We start from the raw sequence: 23012 nt of genomic DNA on the forward strand, positions 1-23012 counted from the left end.
CGAACGCATTTAGTCATTTTGGGCGTTTGAGGTCTTGATTCTGTCATTTGCGCATTGCATTGACCTATTTTTTCGGTCCTAGTACCGCACCAACACCACCAACCACTGGACTGCCCGTGACAGAAACCGCTCCCGTCATCGAAATCAAAAACCTTCACAAAAGCTTCGGTAATCTCGAGGTGTTGAAGGGGGTGGATATTACAGCTCATCGTGGCGACGTAGTTTCGCTGATCGGCTCATCGGGATCGGGAAAATCAACGCTCCTGCGCTGCTGCAACCTTTTGGAAGACAGCCAGCAGGGAGAGATTCTGTTCAAGGGCGAACCTGTCAAATGGTCCGGTGAAGGCCATGCGCGTCGCCCTGCCGACCCCAAACAAGTCATGCGCATTCGCACAAACCTGTCGATGGTTTTTCAGCAGTTTAATCTATGGGCGCATATGACCATCCTGCAAAACGTGATGGAGGCCCCCGTGACCGTTCTGGGCCGTGACCGGGCCGAAGTGGAAGACAGTGCGCGCAAATATCTGGAAAAGGTCGGCATCGGGGACAAATGCGACGTCTACCCCGCCCAGTTGTCCGGCGGTCAGCAACAGCGTGCCGCCATTGCGCGTGGTCTGTGTATGGAACCCGAAGCGCTGCTGTTTGACGAACCGACCTCGGCACTGGACCCCGAGCTTGAACAAGAGGTCATCAAGGTGATCAAGGATCTGGCCGCCGAAGGGCGTACCATGATCATCGTGACCCATGACATGAAAATGGCTGCCGACATCTCAAGCCACGTGGTGTTTCTGCACCAAGGTCTGATCGAGGAAGAAGGCACGCCCGAAGATATCTTTACGTCACCCGAATCCGAACGGCTTCGGGGCTTTCTCTCCGCCACTCAGGCGGCTTAACTTCAAATACAGAACCAAACTGGGGAGTAACCAATGAAAAAACTGATTCTGTCCACCGCAGCACTGGCGCTGACTGCCGGTATCGCCATGGCCGACACCGTCCGCATGGGCACCGAGGGCGCCTACCCTCCGTATAACTTCATCAACGACGCCGGTGAGATCGACGGTTTCGAGCGTGAGGTTGGCGACGAGCTGTGCAAACGCGCAAACCTGGAGTGTGAGTGGGTTAAGAACGATTGGGATTCGATCATTCCAAACCTGGTGTCGGGCAACTACGACACTATCATCGCCGGCATGTCGATCACCGACGAACGTGACGAGGTCATCGATTTCACCCAGAACTACTTCCCGCCTGCGGCTTCGGCCTATGTCGGTGCAGCGGAAGGCGTTGATGTTGCCGGCGGTATCGTCGCCGCGCAAACCGCAACTATTCAGGCCGGTCACGTAGCCGAATCCGGCGCGACGTTGGTTGAATTCGCAACCCCGGAAGAAACGATCGCAGCCGTGCGTAACGGTGAAGCCGATGCGGTCTTTGCTGACAAGGACTTTCTGGTGCCGATCGTCGAAGAATCGGGCGGTGAGCTGGTTTTCGTAGGCGATGATGTCCCGCTGGGCGGCGGTATTGGCCTAGGCATCCGTGAATCGGATGGCGAACTGCGTGGCAAGTTCGACGAAGCGATCACGTCGATGAAAGCAGACGGTTCGCTGAACGAACTGATCGTCAAGTGGTTCGGCGAAGGCGTTCCAACTTACAACGCTGACGGTTCGGTCGTTACAAACTAATCCGTATCAAGCGGTTCGGCGTGCCAGTCGCGCCGAACCTCGCCCGACAGCAACGCGGGCACGACGTTCGAAAGACGCTACATGTTTTCCTACTGCGCTGATCCAGACACGCTCGGAACATTCCGTTGGTTTTCTTGTTACCTGACCAACGGTGTCCACTGGTCCTTCTACCTGTCTTTCCTGAAGGTATTGGGATTGCTGGCCGTGACCGCGCCTGTTGCGTTGGCGTTTGGCTTTATGGGTGCAATGGCAGCCCGTTCTCATTTCCCACCACTAAGCTGGCTGGGAAAAGGGTACATCGCCATTGTGCGCGGCGTCCCCGACATCGCATTCTTCCTGTTTTTTGTTATTGCCCTGGATCAGGCGTTCGAATGGACGCGGCATAAAATCCTGTGCCCCGAATGGACCGACCCGATCCGTCAGGGAAATGATTTCATCGTGTGTCAGGCGGCCAAGCTGCCATTGGGGACTGCGCCGGAATGGGTGCACGAAACCTATGGGTTCTTTCTGGCCATCATCACTTTCTCAATCGTTTTCGGAGCCTTCGCCGCAAACGTTCTGTTCGGCGGCATGCGGGCGGTACCGCACGCACAGCTGGAAACAGCCGAAGCTTATGGCATGACCCGTCGCCAGACCTTCTGGCGCATCCTGGTACCACAAATGTGGGTCTACGCCCTGCCCGGCCTGTCGAACCTATGGATGGTTCTGATCAAGGCGACGCCGCTTCTGTTCCTGCTGGGGATCGAGGATATCGTCTATTGGGCGCGCGAGCTTGGTGGCACCAAAACCTCCAGATTCACCCAGTACCCGCACGGAGACTGGCGGATGTGGTACTTCCTGTTCCTGCTCATCTTCTATCTGGGTATGACCCGCGTATCCGAGATTGGATTGGAAAAACTGATGCGCAAGCTGTCGCACGGACAGGCCACCTCGGGCGGTGAACTGCTACGCAAGGAGACCACGGCATGAGCTGCTTGCAGACCATTCAGGACTATGGCCTCCGTTCTCTTGGCATTGGCGAGCGTCTGCTGCCCAAGAACGATTTCACCCTGTGCGAGCAGTTTACACTGATCGGGTCAGGTATGATCTGGAATGTGTATTTCGGGATCATGGCACTGGCCACCGGGTTCTTTCTGGCCACCGCCCTGGCCGTCGGCAAAGCCTCGACAAACAAGTGGCTACGCAAACCTTCGGAATGGTTCATCTTCCTGTTCCGCGGTTCGCCCTTGTTTATCCAGTTCTTCTTTGCCTATTTCTTCTTCCTATCGCTGAAGAAATCCTACCCGATGTTTGATGCCTTCACCTCAGCCTGGTTGGGGGCGCTGATCGTGCTGTTCCTGAACACCGCTGCCTATTCGGGCGAGATTTTCTATGGTGCGCTCAGATCCATTCCCAAAGGCGATATCGAGGCTGCTGATGCTTATGGCATGACAGGTTGGGCTCGCTTCCGCCGGATCGTCTGGCCCACCATGCTGCGCCTGGCGTGGCCTGCTTATACAAACGAGGCGATCTTTCTGTTCCACGCCACAACGCTGGTTTTCTTCTCGGCCTTCCCAGCGTGGCAACAACGCGGAGACGCGCTGTATTACGCCAGCTACTTTGCCGACAAGACGTTCAACCCATTCGTTCCCTATCCGATTCTGGCGTTCTATTTCATTCTGCTGACACTGGTGATCGTCTGGGGGTTTGGCATGATCAACAAGCGCTTGAACCGACATCTTCCAGCTGCCAGGCAAACCAAGATGCGCTTCAAACTAAACCTCGCGCGCTGATCTTCAGCGCGCGCATCGCATCAACTTTCAAAGCTATTCGAATGGCGCAACGCGTGCAGTCGCGTGAAAAACAAACCTGTTTTGAGAGAAGTGGTACCGCCTCCCTGGCTTGAACAGGGGACCTCTGGATCCACAATCCAGCGCTCTAACCAACTGAGCTAAGGCGGCACTCGTGAGGGGCGATTTACCGAACGCGCCGGGGGAATGCAAGAGGATTAAAGCCGAAATTTCCAGCTTTGTTCGACAAGATCGACCCCAAAGGAATGCACCGGTTTGCTGTCTGTCAGTTCCCACCCAAAAGCCTTGTACAGCGCACATGCCGCCCTGTGGCTTTCATGGGTCCACAGAACCATTTCCTGATAACCGGCGTCCCTTGCAAAGCCTGTACAGGCTTCCAGTAGCCGTTTCCCAACCCCATGACCGCGAGCCTCGGGGACAAGCAGAAACAAGCGCAGTTTTGCGGTGTGTTGATCGACACCTACACAAAAAATGCTGCCCAGCCGTCGCCCGCCCTGCTCTGCAATCCACCCCTTTTCGCGGGTGGGATCGTGGGATGCGATGAACTCGTCAAGGATACGTGCAACCAAAGGCGCGAAACTGTCGTCAAACCCTTCATCACGCGCATAGAGCGTACCGTGCTGTTCGACCAGCCAGGCAGCATCATCCGGTTGAAAGGTTCTGAGTATGACATCATCCATGATTTATCTGACCGCAAAGGTGACTTGATTCTCAACCCTGCGCGCGCTAGCAGGAATGCTCAGTCTCGGAGGCACAGATGGGCATCAATACCGAACGCGACATTCAGGCGAATCTGCAAATCGGCCCAACCGATCAGGGTATGGTACGCTTGTTCATCGAAGCAGACGGTGTGGAAATTCCGATGGATTTCGACCCGGAAGAAGCCGAAGAAATTGCCGATGAAATCCGCGCGGCTGTCCAAGCCGCTCTGGCCGTCAAAGGCTGACGCTAAAGCCGCGGATCGCGCAACGCGTGCAGACGACGTGCCGCATCTGTTGCAAACTTCTGGATCATCTTCTTCCGCCGTGCAGGGGCCAATTTGTCTTCGGGCGACATGCGCACAATTTCTGCGTCATATGCGTCGGCGATGATCAAACCGGTTTCCGCGGGCAAAAGATCGACCGGAAAATCAGTGTCGACAGCCCAGAAAAACCGATCACACCACTCCAAATAGCCCTGCCATTTCGAATCTGACTGATAATCGGCCCGGCTGGATTTGCATTCGATCACCCAAAGCTCACCCTTGGGGCCTAACCCCATCACATCGACGCGCAAACCGCGTGCCGGGACAAATTCCTCAACAGATACAAAACCATGCGTCGCAAGGTGTCGCGCGACACCCCGCGCCAGTTTTTGTCCAGGCTGCAAATCCAAAACCATTTCTCAAATGTGAACAATTAGTGAACAAAAGTAAAGCACCCCTTCAGACTTGACATGATACCTTTTGGTACTGCATTAATATGATACCAAATGGTATCTCATTTGAGGGTGCTTATGGAAAACCAAACTCAAAACGCGTTTCGTGCGCTGGCTGATCCAACTCGCAGGGACATCGTGCAACTGCTTGCAGTTCAGGACATGACAATCGGGCAATTGACCGACCGGTTCGACATGACCCGAGCTGCGGTCAAGAAACACCTGACTGTTCTTTCTGACGGTGGCTTGATCTCGGTCGAAGTGCGCGGTCGGGAACGCATTAATCGACTTGAACCACTGGGGATGGCCCCTGTTCTGGATTGGCTCAGCTATTTTGACCAGTTCTGGGACGACCGCCTCAACTCTCTCAAGGAAGCTGTTGAAAGGAAATCAAAATGACCGATTCTGTATTGAAGAAATCAATATTCCTCAGGGCCGAACCGGAAACCGTATGGGCTTATCTTACGGACCCTGACCATTTGGCAGAATGGTTTCACAAACCGGAACGGCCGTTGGTCGAAGGTCAAAAGCTTGAGATGTTTGGCACCACAAGTGGAGACTTGCTGATCTGGGGCGAAGTTCGCGTCGCTAAACCTCCCAAGTATCTTGAATACACGTTCACAGTGAAACCCATGGGCGATGCTGTAAGCACCGTGAAATGGACCTTGGAGCCTGTGGCAGGTGGAACGCGTCTTGATCTGCGGCACGAAGGCTTGCCGCAGGGTACTGATGCCTTCGGACTGATCCTGGCCTTGGACAAAGGGTGGGACGAACACTTTGGCAAGATGCGCGTGGCTTTGCACGAAACTGTTGATGCCTGACCCCTTGTGCGAACCCGCCAGACACCCTAGTTAAACGCGTGGCGGGTTCTGCCCTTCTTGTGACAGGTAGCATTCTGGTGGCCTTAAGCAATTCCGAGGGGGCTGGCTCTGTTCAGGTCCTGGCCTGATTACCTGGCGCCCACCTGTACATACAGGTCCTCGGGAATCACACCGCACGGTTGACTGGTGGTCCCGCCGCAATTTCCCCTGAATTTCAGCGCTCTGCGCGGGCTTCCTGCTTGGCAAGTGCAGGCTTGAAGCTATGCACGACAGGCGATCCACGCCGTGGACCACCGGGCTTTTCGGCCATGCTCATGATCTTGTAGGCGAATTGTACCCCGGCAAAGACGATACCGTTCATGAACCAGATCATGATCAGCGCGATCAGACCGATTTCCGAGCCCGTGATCAGGTTGCGCAAGTTCGCCACGTTCAACGCCAATAGAACCCCGACAAACACTGCCGATATAACAAAACCCCAAGCGACTTGAGTGATATACAGACGGATCAGTTTCGGCATCGCATCTCTCCTCGCGCTGATATCAGAAGTCTAGCGCTTGGAGGGCGACGGTAAAGGCGTCAGAACGCCTCGGGCTGAGCCTCGCGTGCCATGTGGTCCAACACGGCGTTGACGAATTTGGGCTCTTTGCCTTCGGGGAAGAAAGCGCGCGCAACGTCAACGAACTCGGTGATGACCACTTTGGGTGGCGTGTCGCTTTGGGTCAGCTCTGCCCCAGCCGCGCGGAACAGCGCCCGCAGGGTCGGATCGATGCGCGAGATCGGCCATTTTGCGACCAGAGCGCGGTCGGTCATCTGATCGATCGGCGCCTGATAGTTCACCGCGTTGTCGACCAGCGATCGGAACACGCTGATATCGCCATCCAGCATTTCTTCGCCCTCATAGACGGCGCCAAAACGGTGATCCAGAAACTCGTTAACAACCTGTTCAGTTGTCTGACCCGACTGCTCCATCTGGAACAGCGCCTGCACAGCATAAAGCCGGGCGGCGGATTTCATCAGGCGTTTCTGGTTGGCCGGTTTCGGCGCGTCTGTCTGGGTCATGCTGTCGTGGGTCCGTTGTTGTCGCCCGCCACAAGGATGGACTCGGACGGCGGCTTGAAGCCAACGCCCTTTTTGGAAGAGCCCCACTTACGGCTGAGTGCGATCAGATGCAAGGCCGCAGCGGCCGCCCCGCCACCTTTATTCATCTTTTCGGGGTTAGCCCGGACTTCGGCCTGTTCATCATTCTCGACCGTCAGAATACCGTTGCCGATACACAGGCCCTGCAGACCCATCAGCTGGATGGCGCGGCTCGAGTCGTTGCAGACGGTCTCATAATGCGTGGTCTCACCACGAATGACGCAGCCCAGGGCGACATAGCCGTCGAAATTGCACTGACGGTCGGCCATGGCGATGGCGGTGGGGATCTCCAGCGCGCCCGGAACTTCAACAACCTCGCAGGTGCCGCCTGCGGCATCGATCTCGGCCTTGGCACCGGCGATCAGATTGTCGGCAATCGCGCGATAGAACGGGGCCGCCACGATCAACAGCTTCACCGGCTTGTCGAAACTGGGCGTCGGCAGGATGCCATGCTTGTCTTGTTCAGCCATGATCAGTCTTCCTTCAAAATCGAGCGGGTGCCCACGATGGACAAACCAAAGGCGTCGAGCCCCAGATACACGGTTTCAGGCGAGTCGGTCAGCAGCACCAGGTCCTGAATACCCATTTTGGACAGGATCTGCGCGCCCAGCCCGGTCTGCTTGATGGTTCGCGGGCCATCATCGTCAATTGCGTAAAGTGAGTTGCGTGGTTGCCGGAACAGGCAGACGACACCGCGCCCCTCTTCGGCGATCTTTTCCATCGCACGCGGCAATTCGCGCGAAGATTTCGGCCCGAGACCCAGGATATCCGGCGCTTCGTGCAGCGCGTGCGTGCGGGTCAAAACCGGCTCAGGCGTCGAGATGTCGCCCTTTATCATGACCACGTGTTCGATGCCGTGGGTCTGATCGGTGAATATCCGCATTTCCCAATCGCCGCCATATTCTGACGTGACGGTCTGACGCGAAGTTTCCACCACCAGATTGTCATTGCGCGAGCGATAGCTGATCAGATCACTGATCGTGCCGATTTTCATGTCGTGCTCTTGAGCGAATTCAACCAGATCAGGCAGACGCGCCATGGTGCCGTCGGGCTTCATGATCTCGCAGATCACCCCGGACGGGTTCAACCCTGCCAGACGCGAGATATCAACGGCAGCCTCTGTATGGCCCGCACGCACCAGCACCCCACCCCGCTTGGCCCGCAATGGGAAGATATGGCCAGGCGTCGCGATGTGCGCCATTGTGTTCTGCTCATTGATCGCGGTAGCCACGGTCAGCGCACGATCAGCAGCGGAAATTCCGGTACTGACACCTTCGCGCGCTTCAATCGATACGGTGAAGGCCGTCTCGTGCCGGGACGAGTTGTTGACGGCCATCATCGGCAGCCCCAGCGCATCCACGCGTTCCGCTGTCATCGGTAGACAGATCAGGCCGCGCCCATGGGTCGCCATGAAGTTGATTGCCTCGGCATCGGCGAATTCAGCGGCAATGACCAGATCACCTTCGTTCTCACGATCTTCGTGGTCGACGAGGATATACATCCGGCCTGCGCGCGCTTCTTCGATGATGTCTTCGATCGGGCTGATCGCATCGCGCAGCTGGGCCTCAACCGGACCGGGGGTTTCAAAGCTCATGGGGCAGCCTTTCAGATGGCATGTTTGCACGGCGGAATAGACCACTCAGGCCCCAAAGGCCAGCCTGCAAACGGCGCAGATCGGGCGCGACGCGACGTATCAGGACATCTCGGCCAAACGCGCGACGTAACGGGCCAGCGTATCGATCTCAAGGTTGACACGATCGCCAACACGAACGTCGCCCCAGGTGGTCACCTCTTTGGTGTGCGGAATGAAGTTGATACCAAAATCGCAGTCTTTCACATCGTTGACCGTCAGAGAGGTTCCGTTCAGTGCCACTGACCCCTTTGGGGCGATAAACCGCGCCAAGTCTTTGGGCGCGCGCAGAGTCACACGGGTGCTGTCGCCTTCGTCTTCGACGGCAACCACCTCGGCCACGCCATCCACGTGACCGGATACGATATGGCCACCCAATTCGTCGCCAACCTTTAGCGCACGTTCAAGATTGACGCGTTTGCCAACAGTCCACGTATCCAGGTTGGTTTTCGACACGGTTTCAGCGCTGATCTGAACATCATACCAATCATCCCCCAGTGCGATCACTGTCAGGCAAACGCCATCACTGGCAATTGAAGCCCCGATATCAATACCGGACGTATCATAGGCTGTTTTGATACGGGCGCGCAGGTCTCCCTTCTGCTCCAGTTCGGTGACGGTGCCCATGTCGGTAACGATCCCTGTAAACATTCCGTTAACCCTCAGTCTCTACGCTGTCCTAGTCTCACCGCCGAGGTAAGCCTATCAGACCGCGCGAGCAAGCCCTGCCTTGCCGCGCCTTGCCCAAACGGGCATAGTTTCGACAATAAAGCCAAACGAGCAGTCCAAATGCAGCATACGCCCTTAGATCCAAAAGATCGCGTATTCCTATTTCTTCAGGGACCACATGGGCCGTTTTTTTCCGCATTGGGAAAAATGCTGCGTTCCACTGGGGCTCAGGTCTGGCGCGTCGGGTTCAACGCTGGTGACCAAGCGTTCTGGGCCGATAAGGCAAGCTATGTTCCATTCCTCGACGCAGCCGAGACCTGGCCTGAAACGCTTGCCGGGATCATCACGGAAAAGGGCATCACGGATATAGTCCTCTATGGGGATACACGGCCAGTACACGCGCATGCAGTTCAAGTTGCCAGGGCGCACGGGGCAATCGTTCATGTGTTTGAGGAAGGCTATCTGCGTCCTTGGTGGGTGACGTATGAGCGGAACGGGTCAAACGGGAACTCGCACCTCATGTCACTGGGCACAAATCAGATGCGGCTAGCATTGGAAGACGCGGACAGCAAAACGCCCCCGCCACCATCACACTGGGGGGACATGCGGCAGCACATTTTCTATGGCGCCCTTTACCACTGGTTCGTCATGTTCATGAACGGGCGATATCGCAACTTCCGGCGACATCGGGAACTGCCTGTGTCAACTGAGTTCAGGCTTTACTTCAAGCGACTGATTTTGATGCCTTTTCACAGACTTCGCCGCAGTATTGCGACAGCCCGTGTCAGATGGCGTGGTTATCCGTACCACCTGGTCCTGCTGCAATTGGGACATGACAGCTCGGTCCGGGCACATTCCAACTATTCTGGCATGTGCGAATTTCTGGATCAGGTGATCGAGGGCTTTGCGCAGGGCGCGCCTGCACATCACAGGCTGGTCATCAAGGAGCATCCTTTGGAAAACCACCGCGAACCATTGCGCCGCCACGCGATGGCATGCGCCAGAAAGCACGGTATCCAAGAAAGGGTTCACTATGTCCCCGGCGGAAAACTCGCCAAACTTCTGGATGACGCGAATTCAGCCGTGACCGTGAACTCAACAGCCGGGCAGCAGGTTCTTTGGCGTGGTATTCCACTGCGGATTTTCGGACGGTCCGTTTACGACAAACCCGAATTCGTGTCTCAGCAGCCTATTGCTGCCTTTTTTGCAGCGCCTGAACATCCCGATAGCGAGGCATATCGGTGTTATCGACAGTTCCTTCTGGAAACCAGTCAGGTGCCAGGCGGTTTCTATTCCCGTCGTGGTCGACGGCAGGTTCTGCGGCGTGCTGTAGACATGATGCTGAGTGCGAATGATCCATATCAGGCGATCCTCAACAAGAACGCGGCGCGGACGCCACAGTTGAAAATCGTTGAAGGACAAGGGCGTGCTGTGACTGGAAGTTGAGCGTCTGACCGGATAGGCTGCGCACAAGTACAAAAAGACTGAGGACACCGGCAGTGAAGATCTCTCCTATGCGTTGGATGCGGGGGGTTTCCCTTGTGGCCGCAATCGGCCTGATGGCCGCGTGCCAGCTTCCGAAATCCGGACCGAACAAAACCGAAATCCTGGCAGGTGCTGTGCAGAACGGTGGCAACGCGTTTGTTGTCGAGGTCGATGATCGAGTGACACGTGCCACATCCGCGATCCCACAATTCGGCTTTTCCCCTTCGTTCAGCAGTGCCCAGACCTTGACCGCTGATACGGTTCGCCCCGGTGATGTTCTGAGCCTGACCATTTGGGAAAACGTTGATGACGGCCTTTTGACCACCGAAACTGGCGCGGCAACGGCGCTGGAAGAGGTGCAGGTTGATAGCGAAGGCTTCATCTTTGTTCCCTATGCAGGTCGCTTACGGGCTGCCGGAAACACACCGGAACAATTGCGCGTTCTGATCACAAACAAATTGCAGGAACAGACACCGGATCCACAGGTCGAAGTGCGGCGCGCTGCAGGCGACGGGTCCACTGTATCGTTGACCGGCACAGTAAACGCACCGGGCATATACGCGATCCAACGGCCGACCCGCTCTTTGTTGGGCATGTTGTCTCAGGCGGGGGGCGTCTCGGTGGCGTCTGACATTGCATTGGTGACACTGATCCGTGGCGGACAAAGGGGCACTGTCTGGTACGAAGACCTGTATCGGAATCCCAAGCTTGATGTGGCCCTTCGCGGTGGCGATCGCATCCTGGTGGAAGAAGACAGCCGGTCCTATATCGCGCTTGGCGCTACAGGCGGCCAGTCCCGCGTGGCCTTTGAAAGCCAGGACCTTTCTGCCCTTGAAGCACTTGCCCAAGTAGGTGGATTGCTGACGCTATCCTCGGATCCGACAGGTATCTTCATCCTGCGCAAAGAACGCGAGAGCGTGGCTCGCAGCATCACCGGCCGTGCGGACCTGAAGGGCGACCAACGCATGATTTATCTGCTGAATCTGACAGCACCCAACGGCCTGTTCATCGCGCGGGATTTCGTGATCCGCGACGACGACACAATCTATGTGACCGAAGCGCCATACGCACAGTGGAGCAAATCGATCTCACTTATCGCGGGCGGCCTGACACCTATTGCCAACGTTGCCACACTGACCGGAAACTGATGCATGATCCCCGACGAGGACAGCTCAGCCGGGGACAGCCGTACCCGGCTGTTTGTCTATAATGGTGGCTTTTTGACGCAAAAGCGCCTGACGCGGATCTTGTCCCTTGCTGGCTTTGACGTTCGTTTGGGCATTCCCAAAAGCGGTGATTGCGTAGGGGTTTGGGGCGACAGCCCAACTGCACATCGCGGCCTAACGGTCGCCGAAAAACACGACGCGCCGGTTGTACGGATCGAAGATGCATTCCTCAGATCGTTGCACCCGGGACGCGAGGGAGAGAGCCCCCTGGGCTTATTCATAGATCGCTCGGGGCTGCATTTCGACGCGTCAGCCCCATCGGACCTTGAAAAGACTCTGATCAATGAGCCGTTGGACGACACCGCCCTGCTGAATCGCGCGCGCGCTGCAATCGAACGGATCAAAGAACTGCATCTCAGCAAATATTCCGCCTTTGATCTGGCCTTGACCCCTCCGGACCCCGGATATGTTCTGGTCGTCGATCAAACGGTGGGCGACGCTGCGGTTACAGCCAGCGGCGCGGACCGGGCTCGTTTTCTTGAAATGCTGTTTGTCGCGCAAGAAGAAAACCCTGGCGCACAGATACTGATCAAGACACACCCGGAAACGCAGGCGGGTCATCGCCAAGGGCATTTCACCGATCAGGACCTTTCAGATCGGATCTCGCTGTTCAACGCACCGATCAGCCCCTGGCCCCTGCTGGAAGGTGCTGTTGCCGTTTACACTGTGTCCTCACAACTGGGGTTCGAGGCTGTTCTGGCCGGGCACAAACCACGTGTGTTCGGTCAGCCATTCTACGCTGGCTGGGGCCTGACACAGGATGAGAACCCAATTGCGCGCCGCCAACGCAACCTGACCCGCGCGCAGCTTTTCGCTGCAGCTATGCTGCTGTACCCCACATGGTACGATCCTTTTCGGGATAAACTATGCGAACTTGAAACAGTGCTGGACACGCTCGAAGCGCAAACCCGCGCGTGGCGGCAGGACCGGAACGGATGGACTGCCTCTGGTATGCGGCTGTGGAAACGCAAGCATCTGCAGCAGATATTCGGGCAGCACGCAAAGCTGCGATTTACAGCGGCACAGCCCGAAACTGCAGAGCGCCCACATATGATCTGGGCCAATCAGGCACGCGACACCGATGGTGCGGTGCGGGTCGAAGACGGGTTTCTGAGGTCGCGTGGCTTGGGGGCAGAACTTGTCCCTCCACTCTCGTTGGTGACGGATGAAATCGGCATTTACTACGATCCGACAAAACCTAGCCAGTTAGAAGACCTGATCAGTCGACGTGAAACTCTGCGCCCGGATCAGGAATTGCGGGCCGAGCGCCTGATACAGCGGTTGTTGGCAGAGGGATTGAGCAAATACAATATGGGCCAGCCCGCCTCCGCCCTGCCCGAAGGGCATCGTATTTTAGTGCCGGGACAGGTTGAGGATGATGCCTCGGTCCTGCTGGGCACCAGCACGGTGCGCAGCAATTTGGATCTGCTGAAAGCTGCCCGCAACGCCAATCCAAACGCAATCCTGATCTACAAGCCGCACCCCGATGTTGAAGCCGGGCTGCGCGAAGGCAGGATCGACGCCGCGACGTTGGCCGACATAGTCGTCGCTGACACAGATCCCGCCTCGCTTCTGCCCCATGTCCAAGAAGTCTGGACAATGACATCGCTTCTGGGGTTCGAGGCTTTGTTGCGCGGGGTAAAGGTTACAACCCTCGGCGCACCGTTCTATGCCGGTTGGGGCCTGACCACCGATCTAGGGGCGGTTCCAGTTCGGCGCGGTGCGAGACCGTCGTTGACGGGGTTGGTACATGCAACCCTGATCGACTATCCCCGCTACTTCGATCCCGTCACAGGCCAGCCCTGTCCGGTGGAAGTGGCGGTAGAGCGTCTTGCCCAAGGGAATTCTGTGCCCACTGGGCCGGTAAATCGAGTGCTGTCGAAACTTCAGGGCGCGTTTGCGACCCACGCGCATTTGTGGCGTTAATCCTACAGCGAGGGTTTGCGCCAGCAGTGCAGGATATCCCCGCCCACAACCTGCGTTTCAATCAGCTCGAACCTTGGTGCTTCGTCCAGTGTCTTAAGTTCCAGAGATCCAACGGCCGAAAGCCCGTCGGCTCCGATGGTCACCCCAGCGGTGAAGCCCACCAGTTCGTCCACCAGATCCTCGGCCAAAAGCGAAGCCGCAAGAGCCGCCCCGCCTTCGCAGAATACGCTTGTCAGGCCGGCCTGCCCCAATTGCTGAAGCAGATCCAGCGCGTCAATATGATGATCTTTCAAGGCGCACGGGATAAGTTTTGCGCCAAGACCCTCCCAAGCGCGTGCACGCTCTGGATCAGGATGATGGGCATGACAGAGCCATACCGGTGTTTTCGCTGCAGTGCGTGCCAACTGCCCCATCAAAGAGATGTCCATGTGACGCGACACCACCACGCGCACCGGCTGATGCGCGACACCCAGGTCTCGCACTGTCAGCGAGGGATCATCGGCACGCGCCGTCCCTGCCCCTACCATCACCGCATCGTGGCGGGCGCGCATCGCGTGCACGACACGCCGCGCCTTAGGTCCGGTGATCCATTGACTGTGTCCGGTTGAGGTAGCGATCCGACCATCAAAACTGCTGGCCAGTTTGAGGGTCACAAACGGCCGTCCCTGTTCGGTCTTTAAGAAAAAACCTTCCAGATCCTGCTCCGCCTGTTCTGCCAGAACGCCCGTTTCGACCTCGATTCCAGCCTCGCGCAACATGGCAAAGCCCTGCCCTGCCACCCTCGGGTCGCTGTCTTCCACGGCGGCCACAACGCGGGCGACGCCGGCTGCAATCAAAGCTTCGGCGCAGGGCGGCGTTTTGCCGTGATGCGCGCAGGGTTCTAATGTTACATAGACGGTAGCGCCACGCGCGGCCTGTCCGGCTTGGGCCAACGCCTCGGTCTCGGCATGCGGACGCCCCCCCGGTTGGGTCCAACCGCGCCCGATGATCCGGCCATCGCGCACGATGACACAGCCCACAGCTGGGTTCGGCCAGCACGTCCCTTGGCCGCGCCGCCCCAATGACAGGGCCAGCGCCATAAATCGCTTATCTGTTTCGTTCACTCGTCCGTCGGAGGCTGCGGCGGGCGCAGTTCGTGGACAAACTCCTCGAAATCATCGGCCGCCTGGAAATTCTTATACACACTCGCAAAGCGAACATAGGCGACGGTATCGATCCGCGCCAGAGCTTCCATGACGATCTCACCGATCTTGTTTGACGGAATATCAGTGTCGCCCATGCTTTCCAGCCGACGCACGATGCCCGAGATCATCTGATCGATCCGTTCCGGATCAACAGGCCGTTTCTGCATCGAGATGCGGATCGAACGCTCCAGCTTGTCGCGGTCGAAATCCTCGCGCTTGCCGTTGGTTTTAATGACCACCAGATCTCGCAGTTGCACACGCTCGTACGTTGTGAACCGCCCTCCACAGGCCGGGCAAAACCGGCGTCGGCGGATAGCCACGTGGTCCTCTGCCGGGCGTGAGTCTTTTACCTGAGTGTCGATATTTCCGCAAAACGGGCAGCGCATCCGCCGTCTCCTCGTCCCTTGTTCGGCCTCTTTTTGTAAGCGCTGCGGCTTACTTATCCACAACTATAGGGCAGCCGCTAGGATTTGGGTAGTCGGAATTTTCAACCGCTAGATAAAGGGTCAGGCCAGATGCGCGGCGACACGTCTTTGATGAGGTGCAGTGCGGTGTTCAAACAGGTAAATCCCCTGCCAGGTTCCAAGAACCATCCGCCCTTGAGACACAGGGATCGTCAACGACACAGGCATAAGTGCAACCTTGATATGCGCAGGCATGTCATCTGGTCCTTCATATGTGTGCCGCAGGTAAGACATTGCCGGATGGTCGGACGCAGGCACAAGTCGTTCGAAAAACGCCTGAAGGTCGGTTTGAACCTCGGGGTCGGCGTTTTCTTGGATCAGCAGGGAACACGAAGTATGGCGAACGAACAGCGTCAGAACGCCATCGGCAGACCACTGATCCACCCATTCCCGGATGTCAGACGTGAATTCGTAAAGCCCCGGACCTTGGGTGTGCACAACGAATTCAGTCTGCATCGTGACGATCCTGTGGGTTTATCAGTCGTTGAAGAACGGCCGATAGTTACACCGTGAGTTTGCACCTTGTACAGATTCACTGTTGCCGGGTTGAAACCCGAACGAAATAAAGCTGCTGGGTTGCACCTCGGCGGTCTCAGGTTGCTTGATCGAAAACTGAACTGCCGTTCTGCGACCGGTGGTGACACTGGGCCCGTATCCGCGCAACACGTAGATCCTGTCTTGCCAACCCAACCCCAAGGTCCGGCGCGCATAATCCGCAGCCGCACACCAATAGCCTTCTGTGCGCTGATCCCCACGCGGTATAACTTCGAAATCCGTGGCGTTGATCGGCTCAGTACGATACCCGTTCCGCGCAGCATCGGCGGCCATGGGAACACTAAAGGCAACGGTCGCCAACGCGGCAAATGTGTATAACTTTTTCATCGTTAATCTTCCCTGATTGTGTGTCCCAGATAGGTTAGTCCAGCTTCTTGCATTGCACAGTGCCCCTCACGACCAATTCAGCCAGCCCCCTGCATTGTGTGATCCGGCGTGAGCCACCCGCGATACCGGATCAGCAATCCCAAACCCGGTGCCCGGGCTGAGACATCAAACCGGAATCGCCCTTGTGCATCCTGCCATTCTCGCGTGCGAGAGCGCGGCAACGCAAAGGCGGGCATCAAAATACCAAAGATGGTCAAGCGATGAATTTCGATGTGCAGTGCATCGTTCTGCCAAGCGGGTCGCAACCAAATCGAAATCGCACCAAAGTCTTCACGAACGCATTTCCGGTTTTCATCGTATGTCAGGTGCGAAGTGGTGCGATGCCCGCCAAAGTCGCGCTCCCAGGACACTGCTTTGCCCCGGTCGCGGATCGAAACCGAGACCGCAACATCTTTTCCACTAGGGGGAAATCCGGCCAGATAGGTGGCAACCGCCGCCAACACACCTCTGCCTGGCTCGATATCACATTGGCCGGAATACAATCCTTCTGTGCTGTGCAGGCGAAGAACCGCAGCGGGTAAATACTCGACCGATCCCAATGCCTGCAAGAACGGGTCATTCATCATCAATAACCATCGCTCACAAATCGCGCCCAAATGTCAGGCCCCGGCACCAGACAAGTGCTGGATTTTCCGAACAGTTTATACCTGTTTCGCGCGATCAGACGATACGCAGGGTTTTTGAGCGCATTGGGCAAGAAACGGCACAGTGACAACAGCCGCCACATTCCGGGAAGTTGACGCATAGCTGCGGCAAACGCATCCAGATGCTGATAGACCACTCCATCCACGATCACCAAGTTGGTTTCAAAGTCTTGCGTGCGCAGGTCCAGCTCTTGATAGAGCTTCTGCCCAAGCGGGGATTGGGCAGTTGCGAACAGAAAGCACCGCGACCGATCATGTCTGAGCATGAATCTGAAGAAACCCGAACACAGCACGCACTGGCCATCAAACACAATCAAGTTTTGACCGTAGACTTTTGAACTTACAGCACTTTCCGGCATATCGTTAACATTCGTGAGACCGCCATTCTCACAGGGTGTCAAATCTGTAGCTCCTGAACAATGCGACATCTGTGAAGGAGGGCGTGCCGGGGAGCGCTGAGCAGAGAGTGGTGATTTCTCCGAAGGCTCTGACCTCATCCCCTAAAGGTGCTGACCCGGCAACACAGCTTATCTGGGTGTTCACACCGCAAAACCCATGTGCGATCTGGCCAGTTTCTTTTGCGTTTCTGCCATCACATGATGTCGCGACCGTCAAAATCCCAAGTGTCATTCGAAATTCTATGATATGCTGTCTATTGTTTTGTAATCGTAAGGTATTGTTGCGCGATGGACGTGGATGTTGGCCGTCTACATTTCATTATTCAGGCGCTGGATCGTCACAGTGGAAACGGAGAGTTGTCTAAGGCTGTCCTGAAGCGAACCGGCCTCAGGCCGCAGGATGTCGCCCCACCGGTTGAAACCTGCAGTATTCAGACAGAGGCCCTGTTCGTCCGCTTCGCATGTGACGCGACCAAAGACATTACCTTTGCGGCCCGTACCGGGCTTGAGGTCACATCCGCCTCGACCGTGACGGCTTATATCAGCAAGTATTCACGCGACCTGAAACAGGTGATGGAGAACCTTTCGCGCTTTCACGGCATCATCGACCCGGCCATCGCGCTTAGTCTGCGTATCGCCGGGAATTTCGCTACTTTGGAAGCCGATTGGAAAGATGCGGGTTTTGCCCGCTATCACCGGCGCACCGAATTTCTGATCTTCGCCGCCCTCGCAAGAATGCGGAACCTGACTCAGATCAACCTGAACCCGATTGAGATAAGGTTTCAGCATGAGGTTGGGGATCATATCAAAAGCTTTGAAAAACTTGCAGGTTTTCCGGTGGTCTTTGGATCGGAAAAGATTGAGATTGTTTTGCCCCTTTCGGCACTGGATCTGCCGGTTCCGACTTATGATCCCAAACTGCGCGAGCATCTTTTGGAATACGCAGAGCGCCTACTGGCGGAACGCAAGAAACCCGAACACTCGATCCGTGCTCGGACCGAAGGGCTAATCACCCGATCCCTGCCCGGCACAATCCCACAGGCCGAGGTCATAGCTTCGAACCTTGGAATGAGCCTTAGAACCTTTGGCCGTCGCCTGAAAGAAGAAGGCACAAGCTATCGCGACATCGTGGACGACCTCAGGTGTGATCTTGCCCAGACCTTCCTGACCAACCGGATGACTCTGTCAGAGATTTCATTTTCACTCGGGTACGCAGATCAGGCCGCCTTCTCGACCGCCTTTAAACGCTGGACTGGCCAACCACCAAGCGCTTTCAAGACCCGCGTCGAACATCCCCTTCAGCGGTGAGACCGGGGGTCATAAGCCCGAAAGCCTCGCCCCGGCCCCGTCCCGTGAGTGGACAAAACAGATATAGACAGGGACGCCGCCCATCCCGTGTGATTTCCCGCCAATGTGATAAGAGAACAGGCCATCGTGAAGACCGAATAAAAAAGGCGCCTCGGACGAGGCGCCTTTGGACTTACTGATCCAGGAAAGACCGCAGTTTTCGAGATCGGCTGGGGTGCTTCAACTTGCGCAGCGCCTTCGCCTCGATCTGACGAATCCGTTCGCGGGTCACGCTGAATTGCTGACCCACTTCTTCCAAGGTGTGATCGGTGTTCATACCGATGCCAAAACGCATCCGCAGAACGCGTTCCTCACGCGGCGTAAGCGAGGCCAGAACCCGTGTCGTGGTTTCCTTGAGGTTTTCTTGAATGGCGCTGTCCAGCGGCAGCACAGCATTCTTGTCCTCGATGAAATCGCCCAACTGGCTGTCTTCCTCGTCGCCAATCGGAGTTTCCAATGAGATCGGTTCCTTGGCGATCTTCATCACCTTGCGAACCTTCTCAAGCGGCATCTGCAGCTTTTCGGCCAACTCTTCCGGCGTCGGCTCGCGACCGATTTCGTGCAGCATCTGGCGTCCCGTGCGGACCAGCTTATTGATCGTTTCGATCATGTGAACCGGGATACGGATCGTCCGCGCCTGATCCGCGATAGACCGCGTGATCGCCTGACGGATCCACCAAGTCGCATAGGTCGAGAACTTGTAGCCGCGACGGTATTCGAACTTGTCCACCGCTTTCATCAGGCCAATGTTGCCTTCCTGAATAAGATCAAGGAATTGCAGGCCACGGTTCGTGTACTTTTTGGCGATCGAGATCACCAAACGCAGGTTGGCTTCGACCATTTCTTTCTTGGCCTGACGGGCTTCTTTCTCACCCTTTTGAACCTGCTGCACGATGCGGCGGAATTCCGAGATATCGAGACCAACATACTGACCGACCTGCGCCATGTCGTTGCGCAGTTCTTCAACCTTGGCGGTCGAGCGTTCGATGAACATTTGCCAGCCACGGCCCGGCTTTTCAGCCATCTCTGCCAGCCAGTTCGGGTCCAGTTCGCGGCCCCGGTACGCTTCGATGAACTCACGACGGTTGATGCGTGCCTGATCCGCCAATTTTACCATCGCGCTGTCCAGAGACATGATTCGACGGTTGATACCGTAGAGCTGGTCGATCAGCGCTTCGATCCGGTTGTTGTGCAGGTGAAGACCATTCACCAGTTCAACGATTTCGGCACGCAGCTTCTGATAGGTTTCTTCGTCCTTTTTACTAAACGAGCCGTCCTCGTTCAGGGTGGCTGAAATCCGGCTGTCCTGCATTTCCGACAACATCGAGAAATCGGTCGAAATGCGTTCGAGCGTGGTCAGAACCTGATCCTTCAACGCCGCTTCCATCGCGGCCAGCGACATGTTGGCCTGATCATCGTCGTCGTCATCGTCGTCATTGTTCAGCGGGTTGCCGTCAGCATCCAGCTCGGGGCCGGTATCTTTCGCAGGCTTGGCCGCCTGCACAGCGGACGTGTCGACCACAGGCTCTTCCACATCGCCGTCTTCGTCCATCTGGTTGCCAAAGGTGGTTTCCAGATCGATGACGTCGCGTAGAAGAATGTCTTCGGACAGCAATTCGTCATGCCAGATTGTGATCGCCTGGAACGTCAACGGACTTTCGCACAATCCAGCGATCATGGTGTTGCGGCCGGCTTCGATCCGTTTAGCGATGGCAATCTCGCCTTCACGGCTCAGCAGTTCAACCGATCCCATTTCGCGCAAATACATGCGAACGGGATCGTCGGTCCGATCCAGTTTTTCGGTGGCGGCCCCGGCCAACGCAACCTCACGGTTGCTTTCGGTGGTGGTCAGTTCGGTCGAGCCCTTGTTCTCTTCCTCTTCTGCCTCTTCATCTTCGATGATGTTGATGCCCATCTCGGACAGCATCGACATTACGTCTTCGATCTGTTCCGAGCTGACCTGATCCGGTGGCAGAACCTGGTTGAGCTGGTCGTAGGTGATGTAACCTTTCTCGCGGGCCTCGGCGATCATCTTCTTGACCTGGGCCTGGCTCATGTCCAGCGAGATTTCCTGTTCCTGCTCTTCGGATTTGCGATCTTCGGTCGTGTCTTTGGCGGCCATTCAATGCTCCTGCAGGGATGGGTGATTCGTTTGAACCGAATCATTAGCGCTTAGAAGTGATTCGGCCACCCGTTTACCCGTTTTTCTTTTCCAGTGCCTTATGAAAACACCAGTTTACCGGCGTTTCCGCTCGAAATTGATACCGGACATGATTGCCTCGAACGCGTCTTTCTCGTCGCGGTTGATTCGCGCTCCATTGTCGGCAATGTCGAAAACGGCCCTGTCTTCGTTCTGGCTGCGGCTTGTTCGGTTGCGCTCTTCAGCGGCTTGCGCCAGCCGATATGTCAGCGCCTCATCGGCCAGATCAGACAATTCCTCCGCCGCTTCGGCTATCTCAGCATCCAACCCCCGGAGCGCTTTGATCTTTGCGAGTTCCTCGGCCAGTGTCATCTCGGCCTTTTCAACATCGCCCGGTTTGTACACACAGGGGATCACTGCGACATGGCGAAGGGCCAGCAGGTTTTCAAGGGGCTGGTGACCTAAAGAATCCACAATGTGGTCTTTCAGATGATCCGGATCATCAATCGCGTGGCGCAGAATGGCGTCCCGCAGGGCAGCGTATTCGGGGTTGAGACATTCCATGTCTTCAAGCTGGTGCTCGAACTGGACAACGACCTGTGGGTTGAGGATAGAAATGGCGAGAATGGCCGCCTCGCGCAGTTGAATATCAGCGGTCTCGGACGATGCCAGGAAAGACGCCCGCGCACCCGGCGTTGCCGATTGCGGCGGTTGCCACTTACCACGCGGTTGCCACTGTCGGTTCTGTGGTTGGCGCTGGGGACGGAAAAGTTGCCAGCGCAAATCCTTGATCTCTTGCCCGTAATGCGATCGGATCGACGGGTCACGGATCAGCTTGAGCTTTTCCCGCAGGGATTTATCCAGTGCCGCCTTGCGCTCGGGGCTGTCAAAAATCTTACCTTCGGTTTCGCGCTGCCACAGCAGTTTGACCATCGGAATGGCGCTTTCCAACACCGATTGCACGGCCCCCGGCCCTTCTGCCCGCAACAGATCATCGGGGTCTTTGCCTTCTGGCATCAAAGCAAAGCGCAGAGATTTTCCTGCCTCGAGCAACGGCAAGGCCAGATCGACGGCGCGCATCGCCGCACGCAGACCCGCCGTGTCACCGTCAAGCGCGATGATCGGTTCATTGGAAACACGCCAGAGCAATTGTAGCTGATGCTCGGTGATGGCTGTGCCCAAAGGGGCAACTGATGCTCCAAAACCCGCCTCGGCCAGCGCGATTACGTCCATATACCCTTCAGCCACGATCAGCGGCTGCCCCTTGCCGGACGCCTGCCGCGCAGGACCATGGTTATAGAGACTGCGCCCTTTGTCGAATAACTCGGTCTCGGGAGAGTTCAGATACTTGGCGTTGTCATTTGGATCCATCGCCCGACCGCCAAACGCGATACAGCGTCCACGCGCATCGCGGATGGGGAACATGATCCGGTTACGGAACGTGTCGTAGGGCTTCTTACCCTTGTTCGACGGCTTGGCCAGCCCCGCCCCAAGGATCAGATCCTCAGCCACATTCTTACCGCGCAAATGATCCCACAGCGCCTGCCAGCCGTCCGGGGCAAATCCGATCTCCCACCGATCCAGCGCCTGGGCATCCAGCCCTCGGCCCGCAAGGTAATCGCGTGCAGTCGCCCCTGCACCGGTCTTGAGCTGCAGGCGGAAGAACTGCACCGCCTGCTCCATCACATCGGCCAGTTGCGACCGGCGGTCCAGCTTTTCCTGCGCTTTGGGATCGCGTGCGGGCATGGGCATCCCAGCCTCACGCGCTAGTATCTCGACTGCTTCGATAAACGAGACATTCTCGGTCTCCTTCACAAAACTGATCGCATCGCCTTTCGCGTGACAGCCGAAGCAGTAATAGAATCCCTTTTGGTCATCGACGTGGAACGAGGCCGTCTTTTCATGGTGAAACGGGCATGGGGCCCACATATCCCCCTTGCCCTGATTAGATTTGCGCTGATCCCACATGACTTTGCGCCCGACGACCTGAGACAGGCTTAGCCGGGTGCGCAACTCATCCAGAAATCCGGGGGGCAAAGACATAGATCAAACCTGCCAGAAATGAAAACCCACGCCAAGGGGATGGCGTGGGCTTATCCACAAGGAAATGCGGG

26 protein-coding genes and 1 tRNA gene are annotated in these 23012 nt (G+C 56.7%); 11 read left to right on the forward strand and 16 right to left on the reverse strand.

The window, feature by feature from the left end; all coding sequences use genetic code 11:
* Positions 1-116: 116 nt before the first annotated feature.
* The 4 genes from GS630_RS08895 to GS630_RS08910 all read left to right on the forward strand — a co-directional run bounded on the left by GS630_RS08895 (position 117) and on the right by GS630_RS08910 (position 3448).
* Positions 117-893 carry an ATP-binding cassette domain-containing protein gene (locus tag GS630_RS08895; RefSeq protein WP_171174816.1) on the forward strand — a complete coding sequence of 259 codons (777 nt, stop codon included), beginning with the start codon at positions 117-119 and terminating at the stop codon, positions 891-893.
* A 33-nt stretch (positions 894-926) separates the two neighbouring features.
* Complete coding sequence (locus GS630_RS08900) at positions 927-1676, forward strand: transporter substrate-binding domain-containing protein (protein ID WP_171174818.1); 750 nt, start codon at positions 927-929, stop codon at positions 1674-1676.
* 81 nt (positions 1677-1757) lie between these two features.
* Positions 1758-2645 carry an ABC transporter permease gene (locus GS630_RS08905; RefSeq protein WP_171237358.1) on the forward strand — a complete coding sequence of 296 codons (888 nt, stop codon included), beginning with the start codon at positions 1758-1760 and terminating at the stop codon, positions 2643-2645.
* On the forward strand, positions 2642-3448 hold the full coding sequence (locus tag GS630_RS08910) for an ABC transporter permease (protein WP_171619349.1): 807 nt from the start codon (positions 2642-2644) through the stop codon (positions 3446-3448). Before GS630_RS08905 ends, GS630_RS08910 begins: the two co-directional genes overlap by 4 nt.
* A gap of 91 nt (positions 3449-3539) precedes the next feature.
* On the opposite strand, the gene GS630_RS08915 is transcribed toward GS630_RS08910, so the two are convergent.
* Positions 3540-3616: transfer RNA gene (locus GS630_RS08915), tRNA-His, on the reverse strand.
* 47 nt (positions 3617-3663) lie between these two features.
* A complete protein-coding gene (locus GS630_RS08920) occupies positions 3664-4146 on the reverse strand; it encodes a GNAT family N-acetyltransferase (RefSeq protein ID WP_171619351.1) in 483 nt (160 codons plus the stop codon).
* A gap of 77 nt (positions 4147-4223) precedes the next feature.
* Between GS630_RS08920 and GS630_RS08925 the strand changes: the two genes are divergently transcribed.
* Positions 4224-4412, forward strand: a complete 189-nt coding sequence (locus GS630_RS08925; RefSeq protein WP_171089264.1) for a DUF6324 family protein — start codon at positions 4224-4226, stop codon at positions 4410-4412.
* Between the two features lie 2 nt (positions 4413-4414).
* Here the strand turns inward: GS630_RS08925 and GS630_RS08930 are convergent, their stop codons facing one another.
* Positions 4415-4846: an MmcB family DNA repair protein gene (locus tag GS630_RS08930; RefSeq protein ID WP_171174837.1), complete on the reverse strand. Its 432-nt coding sequence runs from the start codon at positions 4844-4846 to the stop codon at positions 4415-4417.
* 114 nt (positions 4847-4960) lie between these two features.
* Here GS630_RS08930 and GS630_RS08935 point away from each other — a divergent pair, with 114 nt between their 5' ends.
* Together GS630_RS08935 and GS630_RS08940 are read left to right on the forward strand one after the other, a co-directional pair.
* Complete coding sequence (locus GS630_RS08935; RefSeq protein ID WP_171174839.1) at positions 4961-5281, forward strand: helix-turn-helix transcriptional regulator; 321 nt, start codon at positions 4961-4963, stop codon at positions 5279-5281.
* A complete protein-coding gene (locus GS630_RS08940) occupies positions 5278-5703 on the forward strand; it encodes an SRPBCC domain-containing protein (RefSeq protein ID WP_171174841.1) in 426 nt (141 codons plus the stop codon). The genes GS630_RS08935 and GS630_RS08940 overlap by 4 nt, the downstream gene beginning before the upstream one ends.
* A gap of 214 nt (positions 5704-5917) precedes the next feature.
* Here the strand turns inward: GS630_RS08940 and GS630_RS08945 are convergent, their stop codons facing one another.
* The 5 genes from GS630_RS08945 to GS630_RS08965 all read right to left on the reverse strand — a co-directional run bounded on the left by GS630_RS08945 (position 5918) and on the right by GS630_RS08965 (position 9124).
* Positions 5918-6223, reverse strand: coding sequence for a hypothetical protein (locus tag GS630_RS08945; protein WP_171237349.1), 306 nt, complete (start codon positions 6221-6223; stop codon positions 5918-5920).
* Positions 6224-6282: 59 nt separating this feature from the next.
* Positions 6283-6765: a transcription antitermination factor NusB gene (gene nusB, locus GS630_RS08950; protein ID WP_171174846.1), complete on the reverse strand. Its 483-nt coding sequence runs from the start codon at positions 6763-6765 to the stop codon at positions 6283-6285.
* Complete coding sequence (locus GS630_RS08955; protein WP_171174848.1) at positions 6762-7313, reverse strand: 6,7-dimethyl-8-ribityllumazine synthase; 552 nt, start codon at positions 7311-7313, stop codon at positions 6762-6764. The genes nusB and GS630_RS08955 overlap by 4 nt, the downstream gene beginning before the upstream one ends.
* Before the next feature lie 2 nt (positions 7314-7315).
* Positions 7316-8437 carry a 3,4-dihydroxy-2-butanone-4-phosphate synthase gene (gene ribB / locus GS630_RS08960; protein WP_171174850.1) on the reverse strand — a complete coding sequence of 374 codons (1122 nt, stop codon included), beginning with the start codon at positions 8435-8437 and terminating at the stop codon, positions 7316-7318.
* 99 nt (positions 8438-8536) lie between these two features.
* The gene (locus tag GS630_RS08965; protein ID WP_171174852.1) at positions 8537-9124 is read right to left on the reverse strand and encodes a riboflavin synthase; all 588 of its coding nucleotides are present in this window, start codon (positions 9122-9124) and stop codon (positions 8537-8539) included.
* Between the two features lie 138 nt (positions 9125-9262).
* On the opposite strand from GS630_RS08965, the gene GS630_RS08970 reads away from it, so the two are divergent.
* From GS630_RS08970 to GS630_RS08980, 3 genes are read left to right on the forward strand one after another with little or no spacing between them, the layout of a single operon-like run.
* Positions 9263-10588: a capsule biosynthesis protein gene (locus tag GS630_RS08970; RefSeq protein ID WP_171619353.1), complete on the forward strand. Its 1326-nt coding sequence runs from the start codon at positions 9263-9265 to the stop codon at positions 10586-10588.
* A 53-nt stretch (positions 10589-10641) separates the two neighbouring features.
* A complete protein-coding gene (locus GS630_RS08975; protein WP_348540074.1) occupies positions 10642-11775 on the forward strand; it encodes a polysaccharide biosynthesis/export family protein in 1134 nt (377 codons plus the stop codon).
* Positions 11776-11778: 3 nt separating this feature from the next.
* The gene (locus GS630_RS08980) at positions 11779-13779 is read left to right on the forward strand and encodes a capsular polysaccharide biosynthesis protein (protein ID WP_171619355.1); all 2001 of its coding nucleotides are present in this window, start codon (positions 11779-11781) and stop codon (positions 13777-13779) included.
* Between the two features lie 2 nt (positions 13780-13781).
* Here GS630_RS08980 and ribD read toward each other — a convergent pair whose 3' ends face one another.
* The 6 genes from ribD to GS630_RS09010 all read right to left on the reverse strand — a co-directional run bounded on the left by ribD (position 13782) and on the right by GS630_RS09010 (position 17372).
* Entirely contained in the window at positions 13782-14882 is a 1101-nt protein-coding gene (ribD, locus tag GS630_RS08985) for a bifunctional diaminohydroxyphosphoribosylaminopyrimidine deaminase/5-amino-6-(5-phosphoribosylamino)uracil reductase RibD (RefSeq protein WP_171174858.1), read from the reverse strand.
* On the reverse strand, positions 14879-15349 hold the full coding sequence (gene nrdR / locus GS630_RS08990; protein WP_050602693.1) for a transcriptional regulator NrdR: 471 nt from the start codon (positions 15347-15349) through the stop codon (positions 14879-14881). The genes ribD and nrdR overlap by 4 nt, the downstream gene beginning before the upstream one ends.
* A 120-nt stretch (positions 15350-15469) precedes the next feature.
* A complete protein-coding gene (locus tag GS630_RS08995) occupies positions 15470-15883 on the reverse strand; it encodes a secondary thiamine-phosphate synthase enzyme YjbQ (protein WP_171619357.1) in 414 nt (137 codons plus the stop codon).
* 21 nt (positions 15884-15904) lie between these two features.
* On the reverse strand, positions 15905-16309 hold the full coding sequence (locus GS630_RS09000; RefSeq protein WP_171174862.1) for a hypothetical protein: 405 nt from the start codon (positions 16307-16309) through the stop codon (positions 15905-15907).
* A 77-nt stretch (positions 16310-16386) separates the two neighbouring features.
* Positions 16387-16932, reverse strand: coding sequence for a DUF4166 domain-containing protein (locus GS630_RS09005; RefSeq protein ID WP_171174864.1), 546 nt, complete (start codon positions 16930-16932; stop codon positions 16387-16389).
* A gap of 2 nt (positions 16933-16934) precedes the next feature.
* Positions 16935-17372 carry a thiol-disulfide oxidoreductase DCC family protein gene (locus GS630_RS09010; protein ID WP_171619483.1) on the reverse strand — a complete coding sequence of 146 codons (438 nt, stop codon included), beginning with the start codon at positions 17370-17372 and terminating at the stop codon, positions 16935-16937.
* 327 nt (positions 17373-17699) lie between these two features.
* Here GS630_RS09010 and GS630_RS09015 point away from each other — a divergent pair, with 327 nt between their 5' ends.
* Complete coding sequence (locus GS630_RS09015) at positions 17700-18719, forward strand: AraC family transcriptional regulator (RefSeq protein ID WP_171174866.1); 1020 nt, start codon at positions 17700-17702, stop codon at positions 18717-18719.
* 172 nt (positions 18720-18891) lie between these two features.
* Here GS630_RS09015 and rpoD read toward each other — a convergent pair whose 3' ends face one another.
* Complete coding sequence (rpoD, locus tag GS630_RS09020; protein WP_171174868.1) at positions 18892-20880, reverse strand: RNA polymerase sigma factor RpoD; 1989 nt, start codon at positions 20878-20880, stop codon at positions 18892-18894.
* 114 nt (positions 20881-20994) lie between these two features.
* Entirely contained in the window at positions 20995-22941 is a 1947-nt protein-coding gene (dnaG, locus tag GS630_RS09025) for a DNA primase (RefSeq protein ID WP_171237343.1), read from the reverse strand.
* Positions 22942-23012 lie beyond the last annotated feature (71 nt).

It is taken from the genome of Ruegeria sp. HKCCD7303 (assembly GCF_013111185.1).
GTDB lineage: Bacteria > Pseudomonadota > Alphaproteobacteria > Rhodobacterales > Rhodobacteraceae > Ruegeria.

Bases quoted from the DNA above. Each gene is read 5' to 3' on its own strand.
- GS630_RS08905 (WP_171237358.1), top strand. From the start codon at position 1,758: ATGTTTTCCTACTGCGCTGATCCAGACACGCTCGGAACATTCCGTTGG.
- GS630_RS08945 (WP_171237349.1), bottom strand. From the start codon at position 6,223: ATGCCGAAACTGATCCGTCTGTATATCACTCAAGTCGCTTGGGGTTTT.
- GS630_RS08940 (WP_171174841.1), top strand. From the start codon at position 5,278: ATGACCGATTCTGTATTGAAGAAATCAATATTCCTCAGGGCCGAACCG.
- nusB (WP_171174846.1), bottom strand. From the start codon at position 6,765: ATGACCCAGACAGACGCGCCGAAACCGGCCAACCAGAAACGCCTGATG.
- GS630_RS08995 (WP_171619357.1), bottom strand. From the start codon at position 15,883: ATGCAGACTGAATTCGTTGTGCACACCCAAGGTCCGGGGCTTTACGAA.
- GS630_RS09005 (WP_171174864.1), bottom strand. From the start codon at position 16,932: ATGAATGACCCGTTCTTGCAGGCATTGGGATCGGTCGAGTATTTACCC.
- GS630_RS08980 (WP_171619355.1), top strand. From the start codon at position 11,779: ATGATCCCCGACGAGGACAGCTCAGCCGGGGACAGCCGTACCCGGCTG.
- GS630_RS08930 (WP_171174837.1), bottom strand. From the start codon at position 4,846: ATGGTTTTGGATTTGCAGCCTGGACAAAAACTGGCGCGGGGTGTCGCG.
- rpoD (WP_171174868.1), bottom strand. From the start codon at position 20,880: ATGGCCGCCAAAGACACGACCGAAGATCGCAAATCCGAAGAGCAGGAA.
- ribB (WP_171174850.1), bottom strand. From the start codon at position 8,437: ATGAGCTTTGAAACCCCCGGTCCGGTTGAGGCCCAGCTGCGCGATGCG.
- GS630_RS08920 (WP_171619351.1), bottom strand. From the start codon at position 4,146: ATGGATGATGTCATACTCAGAACCTTTCAACCGGATGATGCTGCCTGG.
- GS630_RS08955 (WP_171174848.1), bottom strand. From the start codon at position 7,313: ATGGCTGAACAAGACAAGCATGGCATCCTGCCGACGCCCAGTTTCGAC.
- GS630_RS08935 (WP_171174839.1), top strand. From the start codon at position 4,961: ATGGAAAACCAAACTCAAAACGCGTTTCGTGCGCTGGCTGATCCAACT.
- GS630_RS09000 (WP_171174862.1), bottom strand. From the start codon at position 16,309: ATGAAAAAGTTATACACATTTGCCGCGTTGGCGACCGTTGCCTTTAGT.
- GS630_RS08965 (WP_171174852.1), bottom strand. From the start codon at position 9,124: ATGTTTACAGGGATCGTTACCGACATGGGCACCGTCACCGAACTGGAG.
- GS630_RS08925 (WP_171089264.1), top strand. From the start codon at position 4,224: ATGGGCATCAATACCGAACGCGACATTCAGGCGAATCTGCAAATCGGC.
- dnaG (WP_171237343.1), bottom strand. From the start codon at position 22,941: ATGTCTTTGCCCCCCGGATTTCTGGATGAGTTGCGCACCCGGCTAAGC.
- GS630_RS08900 (WP_171174818.1), top strand. From the start codon at position 927: ATGAAAAAACTGATTCTGTCCACCGCAGCACTGGCGCTGACTGCCGGT.
- GS630_RS08970 (WP_171619353.1), top strand. From the start codon at position 9,263: ATGCAGCATACGCCCTTAGATCCAAAAGATCGCGTATTCCTATTTCTT.
- GS630_RS09015 (WP_171174866.1), top strand. From the start codon at position 17,700: ATGGACGTGGATGTTGGCCGTCTACATTTCATTATTCAGGCGCTGGAT.
- nrdR (WP_050602693.1), bottom strand. From the start codon at position 15,349: ATGCGCTGCCCGTTTTGCGGAAATATCGACACTCAGGTAAAAGACTCA.
- GS630_RS08910 (WP_171619349.1), top strand. From the start codon at position 2,642: ATGAGCTGCTTGCAGACCATTCAGGACTATGGCCTCCGTTCTCTTGGC.
- GS630_RS09010 (WP_171619483.1), bottom strand. From the start codon at position 17,372: ATGCCGGAAAGTGCTGTAAGTTCAAAAGTCTACGGTCAAAACTTGATT.